This window comes from Ruegeria marisrubri (genome assembly GCF_001507595.1).
Classification (GTDB): Bacteria; Pseudomonadota; Alphaproteobacteria; order Rhodobacterales; family Rhodobacteraceae; genus Ruegeria; species Ruegeria marisrubri.
The window spans coordinates 444112-463243 of the sequence record NZ_LQBQ01000012.1 but is presented as its reverse complement, the minus strand read 5'-3'; the positions used below and the strand labels follow the sequence as shown (position 1 = coordinate 463243).

The 19132-nt window shown below is 63.9% G+C and carries 19 protein-coding genes; 13 read left to right on the top strand and 6 right to left on the bottom strand.

Annotated features, from left to right (window positions below; all coding sequences use genetic code 11):
- The first annotated feature begins 16 nt into the window (after window positions 1-16).
- A complete protein-coding gene (locus AVO45_RS09270; RefSeq protein ID WP_068346188.1) occupies window positions 17-250 on the top strand; it encodes a DUF1289 domain-containing protein in 234 nt (77 codons plus the stop codon).
- 70 nt (window positions 251-320) lie between these two features.
- Here the strand turns inward: AVO45_RS09270 and AVO45_RS09265 are convergent, their stop codons facing one another.
- From AVO45_RS09265 to dusA, 4 genes are read right to left on the bottom strand one after another with little or no spacing between them, the layout of a single operon-like run.
- The gene (locus AVO45_RS09265) at window positions 321-1049 is read right to left on the bottom strand and encodes a SpoIIAA family protein (protein ID WP_068346186.1); all 729 of its coding nucleotides are present in this window, start codon (window positions 1047-1049) and stop codon (window positions 321-323) included.
- Between the two features lie 35 nt (window positions 1050-1084).
- Window positions 1085-1870 carry a hypothetical protein gene (locus AVO45_RS09260; RefSeq protein ID WP_068346183.1) on the bottom strand — a complete coding sequence of 262 codons (786 nt, stop codon included), beginning with the start codon at window positions 1868-1870 and terminating at the stop codon, window positions 1085-1087.
- Window positions 1864-2688 carry a sulfite exporter TauE/SafE family protein gene (locus AVO45_RS09255; protein ID WP_068346181.1) on the bottom strand — a complete coding sequence of 275 codons (825 nt, stop codon included), beginning with the start codon at window positions 2686-2688 and terminating at the stop codon, window positions 1864-1866. Before AVO45_RS09255 ends, AVO45_RS09260 begins: the two co-directional genes overlap by 7 nt.
- A 30-nt stretch (window positions 2689-2718) precedes the next feature.
- Complete coding sequence (dusA, locus tag AVO45_RS09250; RefSeq protein ID WP_082688730.1) at window positions 2719-3726, bottom strand: tRNA dihydrouridine(20/20a) synthase DusA; 1008 nt, start codon at window positions 3724-3726, stop codon at window positions 2719-2721.
- Between the two features lie 364 nt (window positions 3727-4090).
- Here dusA and AVO45_RS09245 point away from each other — a divergent pair, with 364 nt between their 5' ends.
- Window positions 4091-4333 carry a hypothetical protein gene (locus tag AVO45_RS09245; RefSeq protein ID WP_205627874.1) on the top strand — a complete coding sequence of 81 codons (243 nt, stop codon included), beginning with the start codon at window positions 4091-4093 and terminating at the stop codon, window positions 4331-4333.
- Between the two features lie 12 nt (window positions 4334-4345).
- Here AVO45_RS09245 and AVO45_RS09240 read toward each other — a convergent pair whose 3' ends face one another.
- Window positions 4346-5002 (bottom strand): L,D-transpeptidase, encoded by a 657-nt coding sequence (locus AVO45_RS09240; RefSeq protein WP_068346718.1) that lies wholly within the window; start codon window positions 5000-5002, stop codon window positions 4346-4348.
- Between the two features lie 284 nt (window positions 5003-5286).
- On the opposite strand from AVO45_RS09240, the gene AVO45_RS09235 reads away from it, so the two are divergent.
- The 10 genes from AVO45_RS09235 to phoB all read left to right on the top strand — a co-directional run bounded on the left by AVO45_RS09235 (window position 5287) and on the right by phoB (window position 15662).
- Window positions 5287-6120 (top strand): arsenate reductase/protein-tyrosine-phosphatase family protein, encoded by an 834-nt coding sequence (locus AVO45_RS09235; RefSeq protein WP_068346175.1) that lies wholly within the window; start codon window positions 5287-5289, stop codon window positions 6118-6120.
- On the top strand, window positions 6117-7115 hold the full coding sequence (locus AVO45_RS09230; protein WP_068346173.1) for an ArsJ-associated glyceraldehyde-3-phosphate dehydrogenase: 999 nt from the start codon (window positions 6117-6119) through the stop codon (window positions 7113-7115). Before AVO45_RS09235 ends, AVO45_RS09230 begins: the two co-directional genes overlap by 4 nt.
- Before the next feature lie 5 nt (window positions 7116-7120).
- A complete protein-coding gene (gene arsJ, locus AVO45_RS09225; protein ID WP_068346171.1) occupies window positions 7121-8365 on the top strand; it encodes an organoarsenical effux MFS transporter ArsJ in 1245 nt (414 codons plus the stop codon).
- Complete coding sequence (gene arsB / locus AVO45_RS09220; protein ID WP_068346169.1) at window positions 8362-9369, top strand: ACR3 family arsenite efflux transporter; 1008 nt, start codon at window positions 8362-8364, stop codon at window positions 9367-9369. The genes arsJ and arsB overlap by 4 nt, the downstream gene beginning before the upstream one ends.
- Window positions 9370-9601: 232 nt before the next feature.
- The gene (locus AVO45_RS09215; protein WP_068346167.1) at window positions 9602-10657 is read left to right on the top strand and encodes a PstS family phosphate ABC transporter substrate-binding protein; all 1056 of its coding nucleotides are present in this window, start codon (window positions 9602-9604) and stop codon (window positions 10655-10657) included.
- A gap of 72 nt (window positions 10658-10729) precedes the next feature.
- A complete protein-coding gene (gene pstC, locus AVO45_RS09210) occupies window positions 10730-12106 on the top strand; it encodes a phosphate ABC transporter permease subunit PstC (RefSeq protein WP_068346165.1) in 1377 nt (458 codons plus the stop codon).
- A gap of 10 nt (window positions 12107-12116) precedes the next feature.
- The gene (gene pstA, locus AVO45_RS09205) at window positions 12117-13418 is read left to right on the top strand and encodes a phosphate ABC transporter permease PstA (RefSeq protein WP_068346716.1); all 1302 of its coding nucleotides are present in this window, start codon (window positions 12117-12119) and stop codon (window positions 13416-13418) included.
- 23 nt (window positions 13419-13441) lie between these two features.
- A complete protein-coding gene (pstB, locus tag AVO45_RS09200; protein WP_068346715.1) occupies window positions 13442-14239 on the top strand; it encodes a phosphate ABC transporter ATP-binding protein PstB in 798 nt (265 codons plus the stop codon).
- 11 nt (window positions 14240-14250) lie between these two features.
- Complete coding sequence (gene phoU, locus AVO45_RS09195; protein WP_068346713.1) at window positions 14251-14973, top strand: phosphate signaling complex protein PhoU; 723 nt, start codon at window positions 14251-14253, stop codon at window positions 14971-14973.
- Entirely contained in the window at window positions 14973-15662 is a 690-nt protein-coding gene (gene phoB, locus AVO45_RS09190; RefSeq protein ID WP_068346163.1) for a phosphate regulon transcriptional regulator PhoB, read from the top strand. The genes phoU and phoB overlap by 1 nt, the downstream gene beginning before the upstream one ends.
- A 79-nt stretch (window positions 15663-15741) precedes the next feature.
- On the opposite strand, the gene lon is transcribed toward phoB, so the two are convergent.
- Window positions 15742-18150: an endopeptidase La gene (gene lon, locus AVO45_RS09185; protein ID WP_068346161.1), complete on the bottom strand. Its 2409-nt coding sequence runs from the start codon at window positions 18148-18150 to the stop codon at window positions 15742-15744.
- A gap of 380 nt (window positions 18151-18530) precedes the next feature.
- Between lon and AVO45_RS09180 the strand changes: the two genes are divergently transcribed.
- A complete protein-coding gene (locus AVO45_RS09180) occupies window positions 18531-19127 on the top strand; it encodes a hypothetical protein (RefSeq protein ID WP_157770131.1) in 597 nt (198 codons plus the stop codon).
- Window positions 19128-19132 lie beyond the last annotated feature (5 nt).

Below are 19132 nucleotides of genomic sequence, written 5' to 3'. Positions count from 1 at the left end.
GGGCCGGAGACTGCTCATGACGAACGTGGTTTGGAAACGGGACGAGGTCGAAAGCCCTTGTGTCCAGATCTGCGTCGTGCACCCGACCGAGCGCATCTGCACCGGCTGCTACCGCACCATTGACGAGATCAGCCGCTGGTCCAGGATGGACGCTTCCGAACGCGCCGAGATCATGGCGGACCTGCCGTCGCGCAAACCGCGCCTCGCCAAGCGGCGCGGCGGACGCGCGGCGCGGATGCAGGAGCGGTAGCGCGCGCGCCGTCAGCTTTCGTTCAGGCTGCACATCCGGGCCAACCAGCGCCCGTCCGCGCTCGTGGCGTTCAGCCCTCGGCCAGCCAGGCCTTTGCCTGCTCCATCTCATCGGGAGAGAAGAACCGGGTATCGACCTTGAGAAGACGGCTGCCGACGCGCTGCGCCAGGCGCTGCCATTCCTTGTCGCCGACGATGGCCGCGCGTTCGAGCAGCGGCACATGATTGCGCACGAGGTCGAAATGCGCCCCGAGGGCGGAAATGCCCTGCCAGCCCTCGAACTCGGTCAGATCCAGCAGCAGGCGGAAGCCGTCACGTTCGCGGATGCGGGCGTCGAGATCGCCTTCGGCCCGTTCATAGGCTTCGGGGTCCAGTTCGCCCTGCAGCTTGACCTGAATGCACGGGCCGTCCAGACCGATCACGTGGATGGTGCCCAGCGACTCGCGAATCCAACGTCGCGCGGTTTCAAGCTCGGCGAGATCGAAGACCTGAACAGGGCACGGCATGATCGGGGCGGCCAGCCGGACGCCGGTCTGCACCCAGCGGTGATCGGTCACCACCGCAACCCGGTCGAAGCCACGCCAGTGCCCGAGCCCCAGCTTGGTATCCGCCCAGGCGGCACCGAGGTCGTATCCTTCAAAGTCCTGCCCCATGATAACCAGAAGACGGATCCGGTCATGTTCGGTCAGGGCCTTTTCGACCGCCGGGACCAGTATGTTGTTGTAATCTCTGCTTGTGACCTCGCCCGTCAGTTCAGCTTCGATCAGGGCGCCGTCCATGTGTGTCGTAATCGTAATCATCGCTCAAAACCTCCTGCGAAACATATGGGGGGAGGTTATGGGCTTTCAATCCACTCGGCTATCCCTTGCGGCAGGCAGGGGCGGAAATAGGCGATCATCCGGCCGTCGGGTCCGGCCTGGGCATTTTCGCCCCAAGGGGCCACGCCGTGCAGGCAGTGGCGGTGCAGCAGATAGGCCTCGCCCGGCCGGGCATGCATCTCGATGCGGGTGCAGGTGTCGAACACTTGTTTCCGGGCGGACTGGTAGATCTCGGTCACGTCGACCTTGTTCATATTTTCGGGTGCCACGCCCGCCAAGGCCCGCGCGAAGGCGGAGCCGAGGATCTTGTGACTGCCTTCCCAGGCCACCATCGGCGCGGCGTCGGGGCTGGTCTCGGTCAGCGGCAAGCCGAGAATCCACGCGTGCGGTTCCTCGACATGGCGGCGGCGTTGGGGGCCCGAGGCTTTCAGCCCGTCCACATGTGCCGCGTCGCGCTTGGCGCGATACCGGGCCGCCGCCTCGCTCTCGCCCCGGCGGGGCCGGGGGTAGCCGGGACAGACCACCGAGACCTGCCCCTTGTGCAGCGGATGAAAGCCCAGATGGCGCGAGATGAAATCGACGGCCTGCCCGGCCAGCGGCCCCGAGCCGCCCACCCTGCCCTGCGGGTCATTGTCCAGCGCATCGACGCCGACGAACCAGGTGCCATCGCAGTCGTGCCATTTGGCAAAGGCGGGATCGGAGACAGAGGCGCGTGCGACGGGCAGCGCGTGCCCGACCCAATCCAACAGAACGGGATCGAAAGGGAACCGAACCCAACCCCGCTGGAAAAATTCCCCTACCATCCCAGCGCCTTGCGCAGCATGTTCAGCGCGACCAGCGTCAGAAAGACGGCAAAGACCCGTTTCAACGGCTTGGGGTCCATCGCATGCGCCAGCCGAACGCCCCAGGGCGCGGTGATCATCGTCATGGCGATGACGATGCCGAAGGCCACGAGGTTGACCGCCCCAATGGTAAAGGGCGGGCGATGCTCGGGCGCGACTTCGAGAAACAGAAAGCCCAGAACCGAGGGCACCGCGATGATGACGCCAAAGCCCGCCGCGGTGGCCACGGCGCGGTGGATGGGCGTGTTGTAGAGGCTCATCAGCGGCACGCCGAAGCTGCCCCCGCCGATCCCCATCAGCACCGAGAGAAAACCGACCATCGGCGACAGGATCGCGCGGCGCAAACCGCCGGGCATTGCGTCGCCCAGCCGCCATTCCGCGCGGCCAAAGCCCAGGTAAGCGCCGATCACCATGCCCAGGATGCCGAACAGGGCCTGCAACGCCTCGGAGCGCAGGGCCGAGGCGACCGTCACGCCGATGATCGCGCCGACGACGATCCCCGGCCCCCAGCTGCGCAGGATCTCCCAGTCGACCGCGCCCTTGCGGTTGTGGCTGAGAACCGAGCGGACCGAGGTCACGACGATGGTCGCCAGCGAAGTGGCGAGGCACATCTGCATCAGCTGCGGGCCGCCATAGCCAAGCGTCTGGAATGCGTAGAAGAACGCGGGCACCAGGACGATGCCGCCACCGACGCCCAGAAGTCCGGCCAGAACGCCGGCAAAAGCGCCGATCACAAGCAAAAGGCCCAGCATCTGGGCCAGCAGCATCGTATCCGGCATGTCTCTCTCCCGATTTCGCCCCAGGCCTGCTTAACCCACCTCGGCGGGCCTTTCCATAGGCGCGACACAGGCCAGCGCCTCGAGCACGAGTTCCGGCCCGGCACCCTTGCGCACGGCGCCTTCGGACAGGGCCCGGCGCCAGCCGCGCGCCCCCGGACGGCCCGCGAACAGGCCAAGCATGTGCCGGGTGATCTGATGCAGACGCCCGCCACCGGCAAGATGGCGTTCGATATAGGGCAGCATCTGGTGGACGACCTCGACCGGGTCGGTGACCGCGCCGACGCCGAAAATCTCGGGGTCGGCGGCACAGAGGATATCCGCGGGCTGGTGATAGGCCGCCCGCCCGATCATCACCCCGTCCAGCCCCGCGTCGAGATGCGCCTTGGCCTCGGCCAGAGAGGCGATGCCGCCGTTGATCGAGATGTGCATGTCCGGGAACGCCTGTTTCATCCGGTGCACCAGGTCATAATCCAGCGGGGGAATATCCCGGTTTTCCTTGGGGCTCAGCCCCTGAAGCCACGCCTTGCGCGCATGGATCGTCACCCTTTCGCACCCGGCCGCGCGGATCTTTTCGAGGAAGTCGGGCAGGACCTGTTCGGGGTCCTGCTCATCGACGCCGATGCGGCATTTCACGGTCACGTCGACATCGACCGCCTCGCGCATCGCGGCCACGCAGTCGGCCACCCTCTGGGGTTCTTTCATCAGAACGGCGCCGAAGGTGCCCGATTGCACCCGGTCGGACGGGCATCCGCAGTTGAGGTTGATCTCGTCATAACCCGCCTCGGCCCCCAGCCGCGCGGCCTGCGCAAGCTCCTCGGGGTCCGAGCCGCCCAGTTGCAGCGCCACGGGGTGTTCTTCGGGGCTGAACTCGAGCAGATGCAGCGCCCCGCCGCGCACTAGGGCGGGCGAAGTGACCATTTCCGTGTAGAGCAGCGCCTGTCCGCTGAGCAGGCGGTGCAGATACCGACAATGCCGGTCGGTCCAGTCCATCATGGGTGCCACGCTCAAGCGCGCTGCTTTTTGAGCGTTATTGTTCAATGCCGTAGCCTCACTCTAGCAAAATGCCCACTTAGCTCGGTTCTGCGGGCCTACTGCAGTTTTCACCGAATTTTCGGCGGTTTTCGATTCTGGATTGCGACCGTGTAGCACAACCGATCTCGTAAGACACAGCCAGATTCCGGTCCCTCCGGGTTGCACCCCTTGAGCTGAGCCAGCCGGCGGCAAGCTTGACACAAGGCAAGCCCAACGGTCTCTCCTCTCACAAGGACGTGAAATCCCGCAGTGCGACACAAACCGAATTGCAGCCATCATACTTGGGTGCGAATGTATCCGAAAGCGACGAAGAACAGGTCAGGAAGTGAGATTCCAGATGACAACCACACGATTTTTCCGGACCCTGCCCATGCTCGCAGTCGTCGCGGGCTGCGCGACCACCGCTCCGATTGCGGGCGATGACGAACCGGGAACCCCGGCAACCCTGCCCGACAGCGTCATCGCCATGGCCGCCCCCTCGCAAGACCTGAGCATGGTGCGCCTCATGCCCGAGGACGGCTGCTACTGGTATCGACACGTCGGTCCGGTCGAGACCACCTATCTGCCCCTGCGCACCACCGAGGGCCGCCCGATCTGTACGCGCGTTCAGTAAGACGGCCGCGCCTCACCCCGTCGCGGTCACGTAACGCTCGGCCGGGTAGAGATGCGCCGTGGCCCCGGTCGAAACCCGGTCATACAGCCCGATGATATGCGCCATCACCATCCGCACGCAGCCGGAACTGGCGCGGCCGCCGATCGAGCGCGGGTAAGGCGTGCCATGGATGCGCAGATAGGTGTCGCGGTTGCCCTCGTACAGGTAGAAGGCCCGCGACCCCAGCGGGTTGGTCGGCCCGCCCGGCATGCCATCGGCGAACTGGGCATAATCCTGCGGATCGCGCCGGATCATCTCCGCCGTCGGCGTCCAGCGTGGCCATTTCGCCTTGCGGCCGATGGTATAGACGCCGGATTCGTACAGGTTGCCCCGTGCGATCGCCACGCCATAGCGCATCGCCGTCCAACCGTCCTCGATGAAATAAAGATAGCGCGCCACCGCATCCACATGGATGTCCCCCGGCACCAGCGGCCGGTTGGTTTCGACGCGCTGGGGCAGAAAACGCGGATGCAGCCCCCACGGGTTCGAGGTGGCCGGGTCATAGTTCGCAGGCGTCACCTGCGCATCCCACGCTGCCCATTGCGACGCGGTCGATGCCATCACCGCCCCACCGATCGGCGGCGAGAACAGCGCAAGCGAGCCTGCAATGAAATGTCGTCTGGTCAGCACGGCTGGCCCTCCTGTCACCTTGGACCCCGACAATTCCAAACCGGGCGCGGCAAGTCCACTCACATCTTCGTTGCGAATGCCGCGGTCCGCACCCAGCGGCCCACGGCCCCCGATCATCCGGCATCTTGTTGTCAGATCAGCCCCCAAGAGCGTGAACCGGTCCGGTGTGACGCGCTTGCGCATCAGGTGTGTCGCACGATTTGTTTGGGCCTCGCCCCCCTGAACATGCCCATTTTCAAGTTACTGGCCTTGCCCGCGTCCTCTATTTCTCTTATTCGCGAAATATGGAACAAGAGATTCTCGCCCGCTTGACGACTCTCGGCCATCCGGGCCGCATGGCAGCGTTCCGGCTGCTTGCCCGTCGCTATCCCGACAGGGTTCCCGCTGGTGAGATTGCCGAGGCCCTGGGGCTGAAGGCCAACACGCTCTCGGCCTATCTGTCGGCGCTGATGCAGGCGGGCCTGGTCACGCAGACGCGGGCGGGAACTTCGCTTCGCTACCGGGTGCGGTGGGACGGCGTGCACGAGATGACGAATTTCCTGTTGATGGACTGCTGTCGCGGACGGCCGGAGATCTGCGCCGCGAAGCCGGATTCCGCCCGATCCGGTGCCAAGGCAGGCCGCAAGTGGAACGTGCTTTTCACCTGCACGGGCAACTCCGCCCGCTCGATTTTTGCCGAAGCGATCCTTCGGCACCAGACCGGTGACCTGTTCAACGTCTATTCCGCCGGCACCCGACCGCAATCCGAGTTGCATCCCCTGACCGTCAAGACGCTGAAGGCCAAGGGGCACGACGTGTCCGGCTTGCGCGCCAAGCACGTTTCCCAATTCCGGGGCGAGGACGCGCCAGAGATGGATTTCGTCTTTACCGTCTGCGATCAGGCTGCCAACGAGGAATGTCCGGTCTGGGCCGGACAGCCGATCAGCGCCCATTGGGGCGTGCCCGACCCGGCAAAGGCCACCGGGACCGAGGCCGAGCGTCGGCGCGCATTCGAGCAGGCCTATGACCAGCTGCGCAGGCGCATCACCGCCTTCGCGGCGCTGCCTGTCGAAACCCTCGACCGCGTCGCGTTGCAGGCACGGGTAGATGACATTTCCATGATGGAGACCACCACATGACGACTTATGCCGTGAACGGACTGGGGCGGATGGGCAAGCTGGCCCTGCGCCCGCTGCTGGAACGGGGCGCCAGGATTGCCTTCCTGAACGATGCGGTGGGCGATGCGGCGATGCATGCGCACCTGCTGGAATTCGATACGGCGCACGGACGCTGGCCGGCCGAGTTTTCGCATGACGCGGACAGCATCACCATCGACGGCACCCGCATCCCCGTCACCCGGACAAACCGGCTGGAGGACCTGCCGCTGGACGGCGTTGACGTGGTGATCGACTGCACCGGTGCGTTCAAGACCGAGGCAAAGCTTGCCCCCTATTTCGCCGCCGGGGTGAAAAAGGTGGTCGTCTCGGCGCCGGTCAAGGACGGCGACGCGGCCAATATCGTCTATGGCATCAATCACGACATCTTTGATCCGGCCCGTCACCGCATCGTCACCGCGGCCAGTTGCACCACCAACTGCCTGGCGCCGGTGGTCAAGGTCATCCACGAGGGGCTGGGCATCCGGCACGGGTCGATGACCACGATCCATGATGTCACCAACACCCAGACCATCGTGGACCGTCCCGCCAAGGATATGCGGCGGGCCCGTTCGGCGCTCAATTCGCTGATCCCGACCACCACCGGCAGCGCCACGGCGATCACCCTGATCTACCCGGAACTCAAGGGCAAGCTGAACGGCCATGCGGTGCGGGTGCCGCTGCTGAACGCCTCGCTCACCGACTGCGTGTTCGAAGTGGAGCGGGCCACCACGGCCGAGGAGGTCAACGCCCTGTTCAAGGCCGCGGCCGAAGGCCCGCTCAAGGGCATCCTAGGCTACGAAGAGCGGCCGCTGGTCAGCGCGGACTATGTCAACGACACGCGATCCTCGATCATAGATGCGCCTTCGACGATGGTGGTGAACGGCACCCAGGTAAAAATCTATGCCTGGTATGACAACGAGATGGGCTATGCCCACCGGCTGGTGGACGTGGCGTTGATGGTCGGCGGGTCGTTGTGAGCGACATGAGCAGCCTGCGTGCCTATGCCGCCGTCACGGCGGCCTATTGGGCGTTCATGCTGACCGACGGCGCGCAGCGCATGTTGGTGCTGCTGCATTTCCACACGCTCGGCTTCACGCCGGTGCAGCTTGCCTATCTGTTCGTTCTCTACGAGACCGCCGGAGTCGTCACCAACCTGTCGGCTGGCTGGATCGCGGCACGGTTCGGGCTGACCCGCACGCTCTATGCCGGGCTGGCGCTGCAGGTGGCGGCGCTGGTGGCGCTGGCGCGGCTCGACCCCGGGTGGGCGGTCGGATTTTCCGTCGTTTACGTGATGGCGGTGCAGGGTGTTTCAGGCGTGGCCAAGGATCTTGCCAAGATGAGCAGCAAATCCGCCGTCAAGCTGCTGGCCCCCAAGACCGGCGACGGCCTGTTCCGTTGGGTCGCCGCGCTGACCGGATCGAAGAATGCGGTCAAGGGCGTGGGTTTCCTGCTTGGCGCGGCGCTGCTCGGAACCGTGGGCTTCGTGCCGTCGGTCACCGGCATGGCCGTGGCTCTGGCCGCGATCCTTGCGGCGGTGGTCCTGTGGATGCCCGCCGGCCTTCCACAGGGTCGCAAGGACGCGAAGTTCCACGAGGTCTTATCGAAGAACCGCAACGTCAATTGGCTGAGCCTTGCCCGCGTGTTCCTGTTCGGCGCCCGCGATGTGTGGTTCGTGGTGGGCATTCCGGTCTACTTCTACGCGGTGCTTTCGGACGGCAGCGCGGCCGGCGACCGGGCGGCGTTCTTTGTGATCGGCACGTTCATGGCAGTATGGATCATCCTCTACGGCGCGGTACAGGCATTCGCGCCAAGGCTGCTGCGCGCAAGGGAGCGGCCGCTGGACGAACTTGTCGACGAGGCGCGGCGCTGGGCCGGCCTGCTGGCGGTGGTCCCGGCGGCCCTGACCGCGATGGCGTGGACCGCAGGCGCCCCCGCGCCGTGGCTGACGGTGGTGCTGGTTGCTGGGCTGCTGCTGTTCGGGTTCCTCTTCGCGGTGAACTCCTCGCTGCATTCCTTTCTGATCCTCGCCTTCACCCACGAAGACCGGGTGACGATGGATGTCGGCTTTTACTACATGGCCAACGCGGCCGGGCGCCTTCTGGGCACGGTGTTGTCAGGGCTTTCCTACCAACTGGGCGGGCTGCCGCTGTGCCTGGCAACGGCAACAATCATGGTCCTGCTCAGCCGCTTCGGCGCCGGCAGGCTGACGGGAGAAAACACAACATGAGCATATTCGAGCGGTACCTCACCATCTGGATCTTTCTGGCCATCGTGCTGGGGGTGATCCTCGGCAATCTGATTCCGGGTCTGTTCCAGGCCATCGCAGCGGCCGAGGTCGCGCATGTGAATCTCGTGGTGGCCGTGCTGATCTGGGCGATGGTCTACCCGATGATGGTGGGCGTCGATCCGGCTTCTTTGAAGGACGTGGCGCGTCAACCCCGGGGGCTACTTATCACGCTGACGGTCAACTGGCTGATCAAACCCTTCACAATGGCCGCGTTGGGCGTGCTGTTCCTGCAATACATTTTTGCCGACACCATCCCCGCCGATGACGCGCAGCAATATGTTGCCGGGCTGATCCTGTTGGGGGCGGCACCCTGCACCGCGATGGTGTTCGTCTGGTCGCACCTTACGAGGGGCGACGCAAACTACACCCTGGTGCAGGTGACCGTGAACGACCTGATCATGGTGCTGGCCTTCGCGCCCATCGTGGCCTTCCTGCTGGGCGTGACCGATATCACCGTGCCATGGGAGACGCTGCTGCTTTCCGTCGTCCTGTTCATCGTTCTGCCGCTGGCGGCGGGGCTGGCAACGCGGCGCCGACTGGGCAACGTGGCGGCGATCGAGGCCTTCAAGGCGCAGGTCAAACCCTATTCGGTGATCGGCCTGATCGTGACGGTGGTGATCCTGTTCGGGCTGCAGGGGCAGACCATCGTGGCGCAGCCTTCGGTGATCGTTCTGATCGCGGTACCGATCCTGATCCAGAGCTACGGGATCTTTGCGATGGGTTACGGCGCAGCCTATGCGCTGCGGGTCCCGCACCGGATCGCGGCGCCCTGCGCCCTGATCGGCACGTCGAACTTCTTCGAACTGGCGGTTGCGGTGGCCATCAGCCTGTTCGGTTTGAATTCCGGAGCAGCCCTGGCCACGGTGGTGGGAGTGCTGGTCGAGGTTCCTGTCATGCTGTCACTTGTGGCTTTCGCCAACCGGACACGGGCGCGCTTTGCCTGATGGCAAGGATCGGGCGTTCAAACCAGACCGGGAGTGAAGCCGCGCTCTGGCAGGCCCGCGCCATCCGCACCGCCCTGCGGAGCGGATTTTTTCGCGTCAATTCGCGAATTCAGCCATCGTCACAAACAACGTTACAGAACTGTCACATACTTTTTGCATAAGCGTCACCGAATCTGTTTAGCGACCGCCATGTGGCCGCATGCTCCGGCCCGAAACGACAACAGGAGTGACAATGTCTTTCACAAAGCTTTCCGTGTCGGCGCTGGCCTTCGTGGCCGTGTCCGCCACCGCCGCAGCCGCTCGTGACGAAATTCGCATCGTCGGTTCGTCAACCGTGTTCCCCTACACCCAGGCCGTAGCCGAGCAGTTCGCCAACAACACCGGCGCCCCCTCGCCGATCGTCGAATCCACCGGCACCGGCGGCGGCATGAAGATCTTCTGCGGCGGGATCGGTGAACAGTTCGCCGACATCACCGGCGCATCGCGTGCCATGAAGGCATCGGAATACAATCTGTGCCAGGAAAACGGCGTGACCGACATCACCGAAGCCCTGATCGGCTATGACGGCCTGTCGATCGCGGTATCGCGCGCCAACGACATCGAGTGGGACCTGTCGCTGAGCGAAATCTACCAGGCGCTGGGCGCCCAGGTGGAAGTGAACGGCGAGTGGGTGGACAACCCCTTCAAGACCTGGAACGAAATCAACCCGGACCTGCCGGCCGTCGAGATCCTGGCCTATGGCCCGCCGCCGACCTCGGGCACCCGCGACGCTTTCGTCGAGCTGGCCATGCACGAAGGCTGCGAGGAACTGGACTTCGTGAAGGCCAGGAAAGAAGAGCTGGACAAGAAGGCCTTCAAGACCTGGGTCAAGGAAAACTGCTCGCGCATGCGCACCGACGGGCCCTTCGTCGAGGCCGGTGAGAACGACAACCTGATCGTTCAGCGTCTCGAGGCGGACCCGAACGCCATGGGCATCTTCGGTTACTCGTTCCTGTACGAGAACCTGGACAAGCTGAAAGGCGTGATGATCGAGGGCGTCGAGCCGTCGACCGAAACCATTGCAGACAAGTCCTATCCGATTTCGCGCCCGCTGTATTTCTACGTCAAGAATGCGCACCGCGGCGTCATTCCGAACCTCGAAGAGTTCATCGAAGAATACATGTCGGACGACGCCCTGGAGCCCGATGGCTACCTGGCCGAGCGCGGCCTCGTCGCCCTGTCCGACGATGCGCGCGCCGAACTGCAGGACGCGGTTCTGGACGCCCAGCCGATGGACGCCCTGAACTAAGGGTCTTTTCTGGACCTCAAGGCCCGGGGCGCGTATTGGCGGCCCGGGATTTCATTTGGAAAGTGCAGGCTCATGACAGCTCTTCCCTTCGTTCTGCTCGCGGTCGCCGTCATCGCCGGTTACACGATCAACCGGATGGCGGCGAAGTCCATTCGTGATGGTGGCTCGCGGCTTCATTCCATGGCCTCTTATCACGGGATGTTCTCGGCGCTGGTCATCCTGGTGCCGGTTCTGACGTTCATCCTGCTGTGGCTTTTGCTGCAGGGAACCGTCATCGACAGGCTTGTCATGGGGGCGCTGCCTGACGGAGCTCTGGAGGGACTCGATTCCGGCGGTGTGCAGCTGGTGCTGTCCGAGATCAAGTCGATTTCTAGGGGGCAGGTTTTCGGAACGCCGGAAAGCTGGAAGCTCGAAGCGGCCGAGCACCATGCCGCCCTGCAAACCAAGGCGGGCTGGCTGCTGGTCGCCTCGGTGGCGGTGATCTCACTGCTGCTGCTGGGTTTTGCCCGCTCGCGCGTGGCCGCCGAGTTCCGTGCGCGGCAGGGTGTCGAGGGTATCGTCTCGGGGCTGATGATCTTTTGCTCGACCGTGGCGATCTTTACCACGATCGGCATCATCGTCTCGCTGTCCTATGAAACCCTGCGTTTCCTCGACCGGGTGCCCCTGTACGAATTCCTGTTCGGCCTGAACTGGGAGCCGCAGATCCCCCTGCGCGAGGATCAGGTCGCGGCCGAAGGGGCCTTTGGCTGGATCCCGGTGATCCTGGGCACCATCGTCATCACGGTGATCGCGCTGGTCGTGGCCGTGCCCGTTGGCCTGTTCTCGGCCATCTACCTCAACGAATTCGCCCCCCGCAAGCTGCGCGCGGTGGTCAAGCCGTTGCTCGAGATCCTCGCCGGGGTTCCGACGGTGGTCTACGGCTTTTTCGCCATTCTGGTCGTCGCCCCCGCGATCCGCAGCTTTGGCCAGTCGATCGGGCTGGACGTGGCCCCCAACACGGCGCTTGCGGCAGGCAGCGTCATGGGGATCATGCTGATCCCCTTCATTTCCTCCTTTGCCGATGACGCCCTGTCGGCCGTTCCGCGCGCGCTGCGCGATGGCGCCCTGGGGCTTGGCGCGACGCGCGGTGAAATGATGACCACCGTTCTGTTTCCGGCCGCGCTGCCCGGGATCGTCGGTGGCGTGTTGCTGGCCGTGAGCCGCGCGATCGGGGAGACCATGATCGTGGTGATGGCCGCGGGCCTGATCGCCAAGATGACGATCAATCCGCTGGACAGCGTCACCACGGTGACCGTTCAGATCGTCACGCTTCTGATCGGCGACACGTCTTTCGACAACCCCAAGACGCTGGCAGCCTTTGCCCTGGGCATGATGCTGTTCCTCGTCACCCTGATGATCAACATTTTCGCGCTGCGCATCGTGCGCAAGTATCGCGAAGCCTATGATTGAGGCGACCGACATGACCGATACAGCCCATCCTTCCGGCCCTTCGGGCAAGAAAAACACGGCGGACATCGTTGCGGCCTCGCTCAAGCGCCGCCGCCGCAAGCAGGCCCGCCTGCAATGGATCGGCCTTGGGGCGATCTCGATTGCCTTCGTGATGCTCTTCATCCTTGTCGCGTCGCTGCTTTCGACCGGCTGGCATGCCTTCACGCAGACGCATCTGACCCTGGATGTCTATGTCGACCCCGAGGAGATCCGCGAAGAGAAGCTGCCGCGCGGCGGGTTCGACGACGCCCTCGGGGCCTCGCTGGGTGCGATTCTGCCGGATGCGGACATGGAGGACCGGAAAACACGGAAAGCCGTGGAAGGCATCCTGTCGAACGGCGCCCAGTTCGAGCTGCGGGATCTGGTCGAGGCCGACCCCTCTCTGATCGGGCAGACCATCACCATGACCGTGCCGGTCTCGGACCCCTATGACCAGCTGAACAAGGGGCTCATCAAGCGCGACACCCCGGAAGAGAACCGGCGCGTGAAGGATCGCGAGATCGCCTGGTTCGACGCGCTCAAGGAGCAGGGCGCGATTTCCAAGCCGTTCAACTGGGCGCTGTTCACCAACGCAGACTCGCGCTTCCCCGAACTTGCAGGCCTCAAGGGCGCTTTGGTCGGGTCCTTCTGGGCGCTGCTGACCTGTTTCCTGGTGTCCTTCCCGCTGGGGATCGGCGCGGCGATCTATCTCGAGGAGTTTGCCCCCAAGAACAAGCTGAGCGACTTCATCGAGGTGAACATCAACAACCTGGCGGCGGTGCCCTCGGTGGTGTTCGGTCTGCTGGCGCTGGCCGTGTTCATCGGCTGGTTCGGCCTGCCCCGGTCGGCACCCTTCGTCGGCGGCCTGACCCTGGCCCTGATGACCATGCCGACCATCATCATCGCCACGCGCGCGGCCCTCAAGGCCGTGCCGCCGTCGATCCGCGAAGCCGCCCTGGGCATCGGCGCGTCGAAACAGCAGATGATCTTTCACCACGTCCTGCCGCTGGCCGCGCCCGGCATCCTGACCGGCACCATCATCGGCCTTGCGCAGGCGTTGGGTGAAACAGCGCCGCTGCTGCTGATCGGCATGAACGCCTTCATCACCTCGGCCGCGTCCAGCCCGTTTGAGAGCGCGACCGCGCTTCCGACCCAGATCTTCATCTGGGCCGACAGCCCCGAGCGCGGCTTCGTCTCGCGCACCTCGGCCGCGATCCTGGTGCTGCTGGGCTTTCTTGTGATGATGAACGCGATCGCCATCTACCTGCGCCAGAAATTCGAACGCAAATGGTAAGCGTTCCGAACGAGGATTACGAAATGACCAACATGCAAAAGATCGAGCGGGATATCGGGATCACCGACACGAAGATCTCGGCCCGGAACGTGAATGTCCACTATGGCGCCACGCACGCGATCAAGGACGTGAACGTGGACATCGCCGACAAGACCGTCACCGCCTTCATCGGGCCGTCGGGCTGCGGCAAGTCCACCTTCTTGCGGTGCATGAACCGCATGAACGACACGATCGACATCTGCCGGGTCACCGGCAAGATCGAACTGGACGGCAGGGACATCAACGCCAAGTCCGTCGATCCGGTTCAGCTGCGCGCGCAGGTGGGGATGGTGTTTCAGAAGCCCAACCCCTTCCCCAAGTCGATCTACGACAACATCGCCTATGGCCCGCGCATTCACGGTCTGGCCAAGTCGAAGGCCGATCTGGACGAGATCGTGGAAAAGGCCCTGCGCCGTGGCGCGATCTGGGACGAGGTGAAGGACCGCCTCGACCAACCGGGAACGGGCCTGTCGGGTGGCCAGCAGCAGCGCCTGTGCATCGCGCGCGCCGTGGCGACGGAACCCGAGGTTCTGCTGATGGACGAGCCCTGCTCGGCGCTTGACCCGATCGCGACCTCACAGGTCGAGGAATTGATCGACGAGTTGAAGCAGAACTATTCGGTGGTGATCGTAACGCACTCGATGCAGCAGGCCGCGCGGGTCAGCCAGAAGACCGCCTTTTTCCACCTCGGAACGCTGGTCGAATTCGGCGACACCAGCCAGATCTTCACCAACCCCACCGACCCGCGCACCGAAAGCTACATCACCGGCCGCATTGGTTAATGGAGACCCAGATGGGACCTGAAAGACAGCATATCGTTTCCTCCTACGACCGGGAACTGGAAGGCATCCAGGCCATGGTCATGCGAATGGGCGGCCTTGTGGAGGTCGCGCTCTCCGAGGCGACCACGGCCCTGAAGACCCGCGATCTGGAACTGGCCGAGAAGGTGCGCAAGGGCGACCGGGTGGTGGACGAGCTCAACCAGGCCATCAAGGCGGATGCGGCAAGGCTGCTGGCGCTGCGCGCCCCGGCGGCGGTGGATCTGCGCACCGTCCTGTCGGTCATGGAGATCAGCTCTTATCTGGAACGCTGCGGCGACTATGCCAAGAACATCGCCAAGCGCACGATGGCGATGGCAGGCAGCAACGAGATCGAAGGGGCCATGTCGGGCCTCGTCCGCATGGCGAAATTTGTCGAGGCGATGGTCAAGGACGCGCTCGACGCCTATATCCAGCGCGACCAGGAAAAGGCCGAGGAGATCATCGAGCGCGATCTCGAGGCCGACCAGATCTACAACACGCTGTTCCGGTCGCTGCTGACGCACATGATGGAAGACCCTCGCAACATCGCGGCGGGGATGCACCTGCATTTCATCGCCAAGAACATCGAGCGTGTCGGCGACCATGCGACCGGCATCGCCGAGCAGACGATCTATCTGGTGTCGGGCGTTCTGCCGGATGACGACCGGCCGAAACAGGACCGCACCCTGACCACGCTGCAGGAAGGCGACGTCTGATGGCCGACTTGCAGCCATCCGTTCTGGTGGTCGAGGACGAGCCGGCCCAGAGAGAAGTGCTCGTCTACAACCTGGAAAGCGAAGGCTTTCGGGTCTTGACCGCGGCCGACGGCGCCGAGGCGCTGCTGCTGATCGAAGAGGAGCGGCCGGACCTGATCCTGCTGGACTGGATGCTGCCCGGCACGTCGGGGATCGAAGTCTGCAGGCAGATCAAGATCAAGCCTGAGTTCCGCGCCACGCCGGTCATCATGATCTCGGCCCGGTCCGAAGAGGTGGACAAGGTCCGCGGCCTAGAAACCGGCGCCGATGACTATGTGGCCAAGCCCTATTCGCTGATCGAGCTTCTCGCGCGTGTGAAGGCGCAGCTGCGCAGGTCGCGCCCGGCGACCGTCGGCGAGCGCCTGACCTTCGAAGACATCACGCTCGATTCCGAGACCCACAGGGTCACGCGCGGGGGGGAAGAGCTCAAGCTCGGACCGACCGAGTTTCGTCTGCTGTCCACCTTCATGGAAAAGCCCGGCCGGGTCTGGAGCCGCGAGCAGCTTCTCAACCGTGTCTGGGGCCGGGACATCTATGTCGATACGCGCACCGTGGACGTGCATATCGGCAGGCTGCGCAAGGCATTGAGCCGGAACGGCGGCAGCGACCCCATCCGCACCGTGCGCGGCGCCGGCTATGCCCTTGGCTGAAAAATCGCAGGCACCGAGAGAGACCCAAAGGCAAAGGCGGGCCATCTGGCCCGCCTTTTTCCGTTTCCATGGTGTCTGACTAGTGGGCCCTCGCCGAAGCCCCTGACTCGTCACCGGCCTTGGCCGCGGCTGCGGCGGCCTCTTCGGCGGCTTCGTCCCATTCGATCGGCTCGGGCTGGCGCACAAGCGCGTGCTTCAGCACCTCGGAGACATGGCTGACCGGGATGATCTCGAGCCCTTCCTTCACGTTGTCGGGGATCTCGGGCAGGTCCTTTTCGTTCTCCTGCGGGATCAACACGGTCTTGATGCCGCCGCGCAGCGCGGCCAGCAGCTTCTCCTTGAGGCCACCGATGGCCAGCGCGTTGCCGCGCAGCGTCACCTCGCCCGTCATCGCGATGTCCTTGCGGACCGGGATGCCGGTCAGCACCGAGACGATCGAGGTCACCATGGCCAAGCCGGCCGAGGGGCCGTCCTTGGGCGTGGCGCCTTCGGGGACGTGAACGTGGATGTCCCACTTGTCGAACTGCGTCGGCTTGATGCCCAGCTGAGGCGAGATCGACCGGACATACGAGGACGCCGCCTCGATCGATTCCTTCATCACGTCGCCCAGCTTGCCGGTGGTCTTCATCCGGCCCTTGCCCGGCAGGCGCAGCGCCTCGATCGAGAGCAGCTCGCCCCCCACCGAGGTATAGGCCAGACCCGTCACCACGCCGACCTGATCCTCTTTCTCGGCCAGACCATAACGGTACTTGGGCACGCCGAGGAATTCGTCCAGGTTTTCCGGCGTGACCTTCACGCCTTCCGCCTCGCCCTTGATGATCTTGGTCAGCGCCTTGCGGGCCACCTTGGCGATCTCGCGCTCGAGGTTCCGCACGCCCGCCTCGCGGGTATAGGTGCGGATGATCGCGGTCAGCGCCTCGTCCGTCAGCTCGAACTCCTTGGCTTTCAGGCCGTGGTTCTTGATCTGCTTCGGGATCAGGTGACGCTTGGCGATCTCGCGCTTTTCGTCCTCGGTGTAGCCGGCCAGCGGGATGATCTCCATCCGGTCCAGCAGAGGCCCGGGCATGTTGTAGCTGTTGGACGTGGTCAGGAACATCACGTTCGAAAGGTCATATTCGACCTCGAGATAGTGGTCCATGAACGTGTTGTTCTGTTCGGGGTCCAGCACCTCGAGCATGGCCGAGGCCGGGTCGCCACGGAAATCCTGCCCCATCTTGTCGATTTCATCCAGCAGGATGAGCGGATTCGTGGTTTTCGCCTTTTTCAGCGCCTGGATGATCTTGCCGGGCATCGAACCGATATAGGTGCGACGGTGGCCGCGGATCTCGGATTCATCGCGCACGCCGCCCAGCGAGATGCGAATGAACTCGCGCCCGGTGGCGCGCGCCACCGACTTGCCCAGCGAGGTCTTGCCCACGCCCGGAGGGCCGACAAGGCACAGGATCGGGCCTTTCAGCTTTTTCGAGCGCTGCTGCACGGCAAGATACTCGACGATGCGTTCCTTGACCTTCTCAAGGCCATAGTGATCGGCATCCAGAATCTCTTGCGCGCGGTTCAGATCCTTCTTGACCCGGGATTTGGTGCCCCAGGGCAGCGACAGGATCCAGTCGAGGTAGTTGCGCACGACCGTGGCCTCGGCCGACATCGGCGACATGTTCTTGAGCTTCTTCAGCTCGGCCTCGGCCTTTTCGCGTGCCTCTTTCGACAGCTTGGTCTCGGCGATCTTCTGTTCCAGCTCGGCCACTTCGTTCGAGCCGTCGTCGCCGTCGCCCAGTTCCTTCTGAATGGCCTTCATCTGCTCATTCAGATAGTACTCGCGCTGGGTTTTCTCCATCTGCGACTTGACGCGGGTCTTGATCTTTTTCTCGACCTGCAGGACAGACATTTCGCCCTGCATCAGGCCATAGACCTTCTCCAGCCGCTCACTGACACTGAGGGTTTCCAGAAGGTCCTGCTTCTGCTGGACTTCGATGCCCAGATGCCCCGCGACCAGATCGGCCAGCTTGGACGGCTCGGTGGTGTCACCCACCGCCGCCAGCGCCTCTTCGGGGATGTTCTTGCGCACCTTGGCGTAACGCTCGAATTCGTCCGCCACGGTACGCAACAGCGCCTGCGTCGTGGTCACGTCGCCGGGAATTTCCGTCAAGTGCTCGGCCCGCGCTTCGAAGAACTCCTCGTTTTCGAGGAATTCGGTGATCTTGACGCGCACCTGGCCCTCGACCAGCACCTTGACGGTGCCGTCGGGCAGCTTCAGCAGCTGCAACACGTTGGCCAGCACGCCGGTTCGGTATATGCCGTCGGTGCCCGGATCGTCCACGCTGGGATCGATCTGGCTCGACAGCAGAATCTGCTTGTCGTCCTGCATCACCTCTTCCAGCGCGCGGACCGATTTCTCGCGGCCGACGAAGAGCGGCACGATCATGTGGGGGAAAACCACGATGTCGCGCAGCGGCAATACGGGGTAGGAGGAATTCAGAGGCTCTTGCATGCTCTATCCTTAATCGTTGGCAAGATGGCACTGATCCCTCTACGAGGCGACCATCGGCCATCTCCTGTTCTTGGACGGTAAAGGTGGGGCGCTAACACGCCGATTTCAACCTTGTGCGCCGGTTTGTGAAAACCAGCATGGACCCTTGCCGGAGGGAGGGCAAGGCATCAATGCGGCGAATTTGCCGGTCGGCGGTTGCCCGCAATTTTTTCGCATGTTCAAGATACCGGCCAAACCAGGCCGCAATTCGGCCCAAATCTGTCTCTAGCCATATGTTCATGGCTTTCGTTCAGGTAGATATTCCAAGCCCGTCCCTGCTGTTAAGGCACGCATATCAGAGGGTTTTCCGCAGCCGGCGCCGGATTGCCTTTGGCACGGCGATGGCGTTTGTCTCCGGGTATCTGCTCTACGCGCATATGCACGGGACGGTATTCGGCATGGCGGTTCCAGTTTTCACCGGCATGACCTATGCCGTTGCGATCCTTGTCGCCGCGGTGTCGATCTGCGTTTTTCTGCCACGTCTGCGGTTCATGATAGAATCCATCGCCGTTGCACGCCTGCTGATCGCGGTGACGGCCTTTCTTCTGCCCGGCCTCGGCGAGGCGCTGAGGGGATCGCCGGAACTGAGCGCGGCCCTGCTGGTCGGCGCGGCGGCGGTTCTGAGCAAGCTGGTCTACGGCCACTGGTCGCCGCGGGCCCTGCATCGCGAAGCGGAACGACATCAGACCATTGTGATTGAGCAGCGCGAGCAAGAGCAGAACCGGCACGCACCGGATCTGGCGGCGTTCCTGCTGGCCGATCAGGGGGCGAATCCCCATGCCAGATACGCGGAATCGGCCCCGGCTCAGCCCTTGGCCCTGTCGCTCAGAAACTGGATGGATGACAGTTTGGGGCGCGTCAGCGACCGCCTTCAGCGCCCTGCCACCAGCGCAAGACCAGCTTTCCCGGCCGCCGTTGCGGTGCCGCGATCGGGCTGATCCGC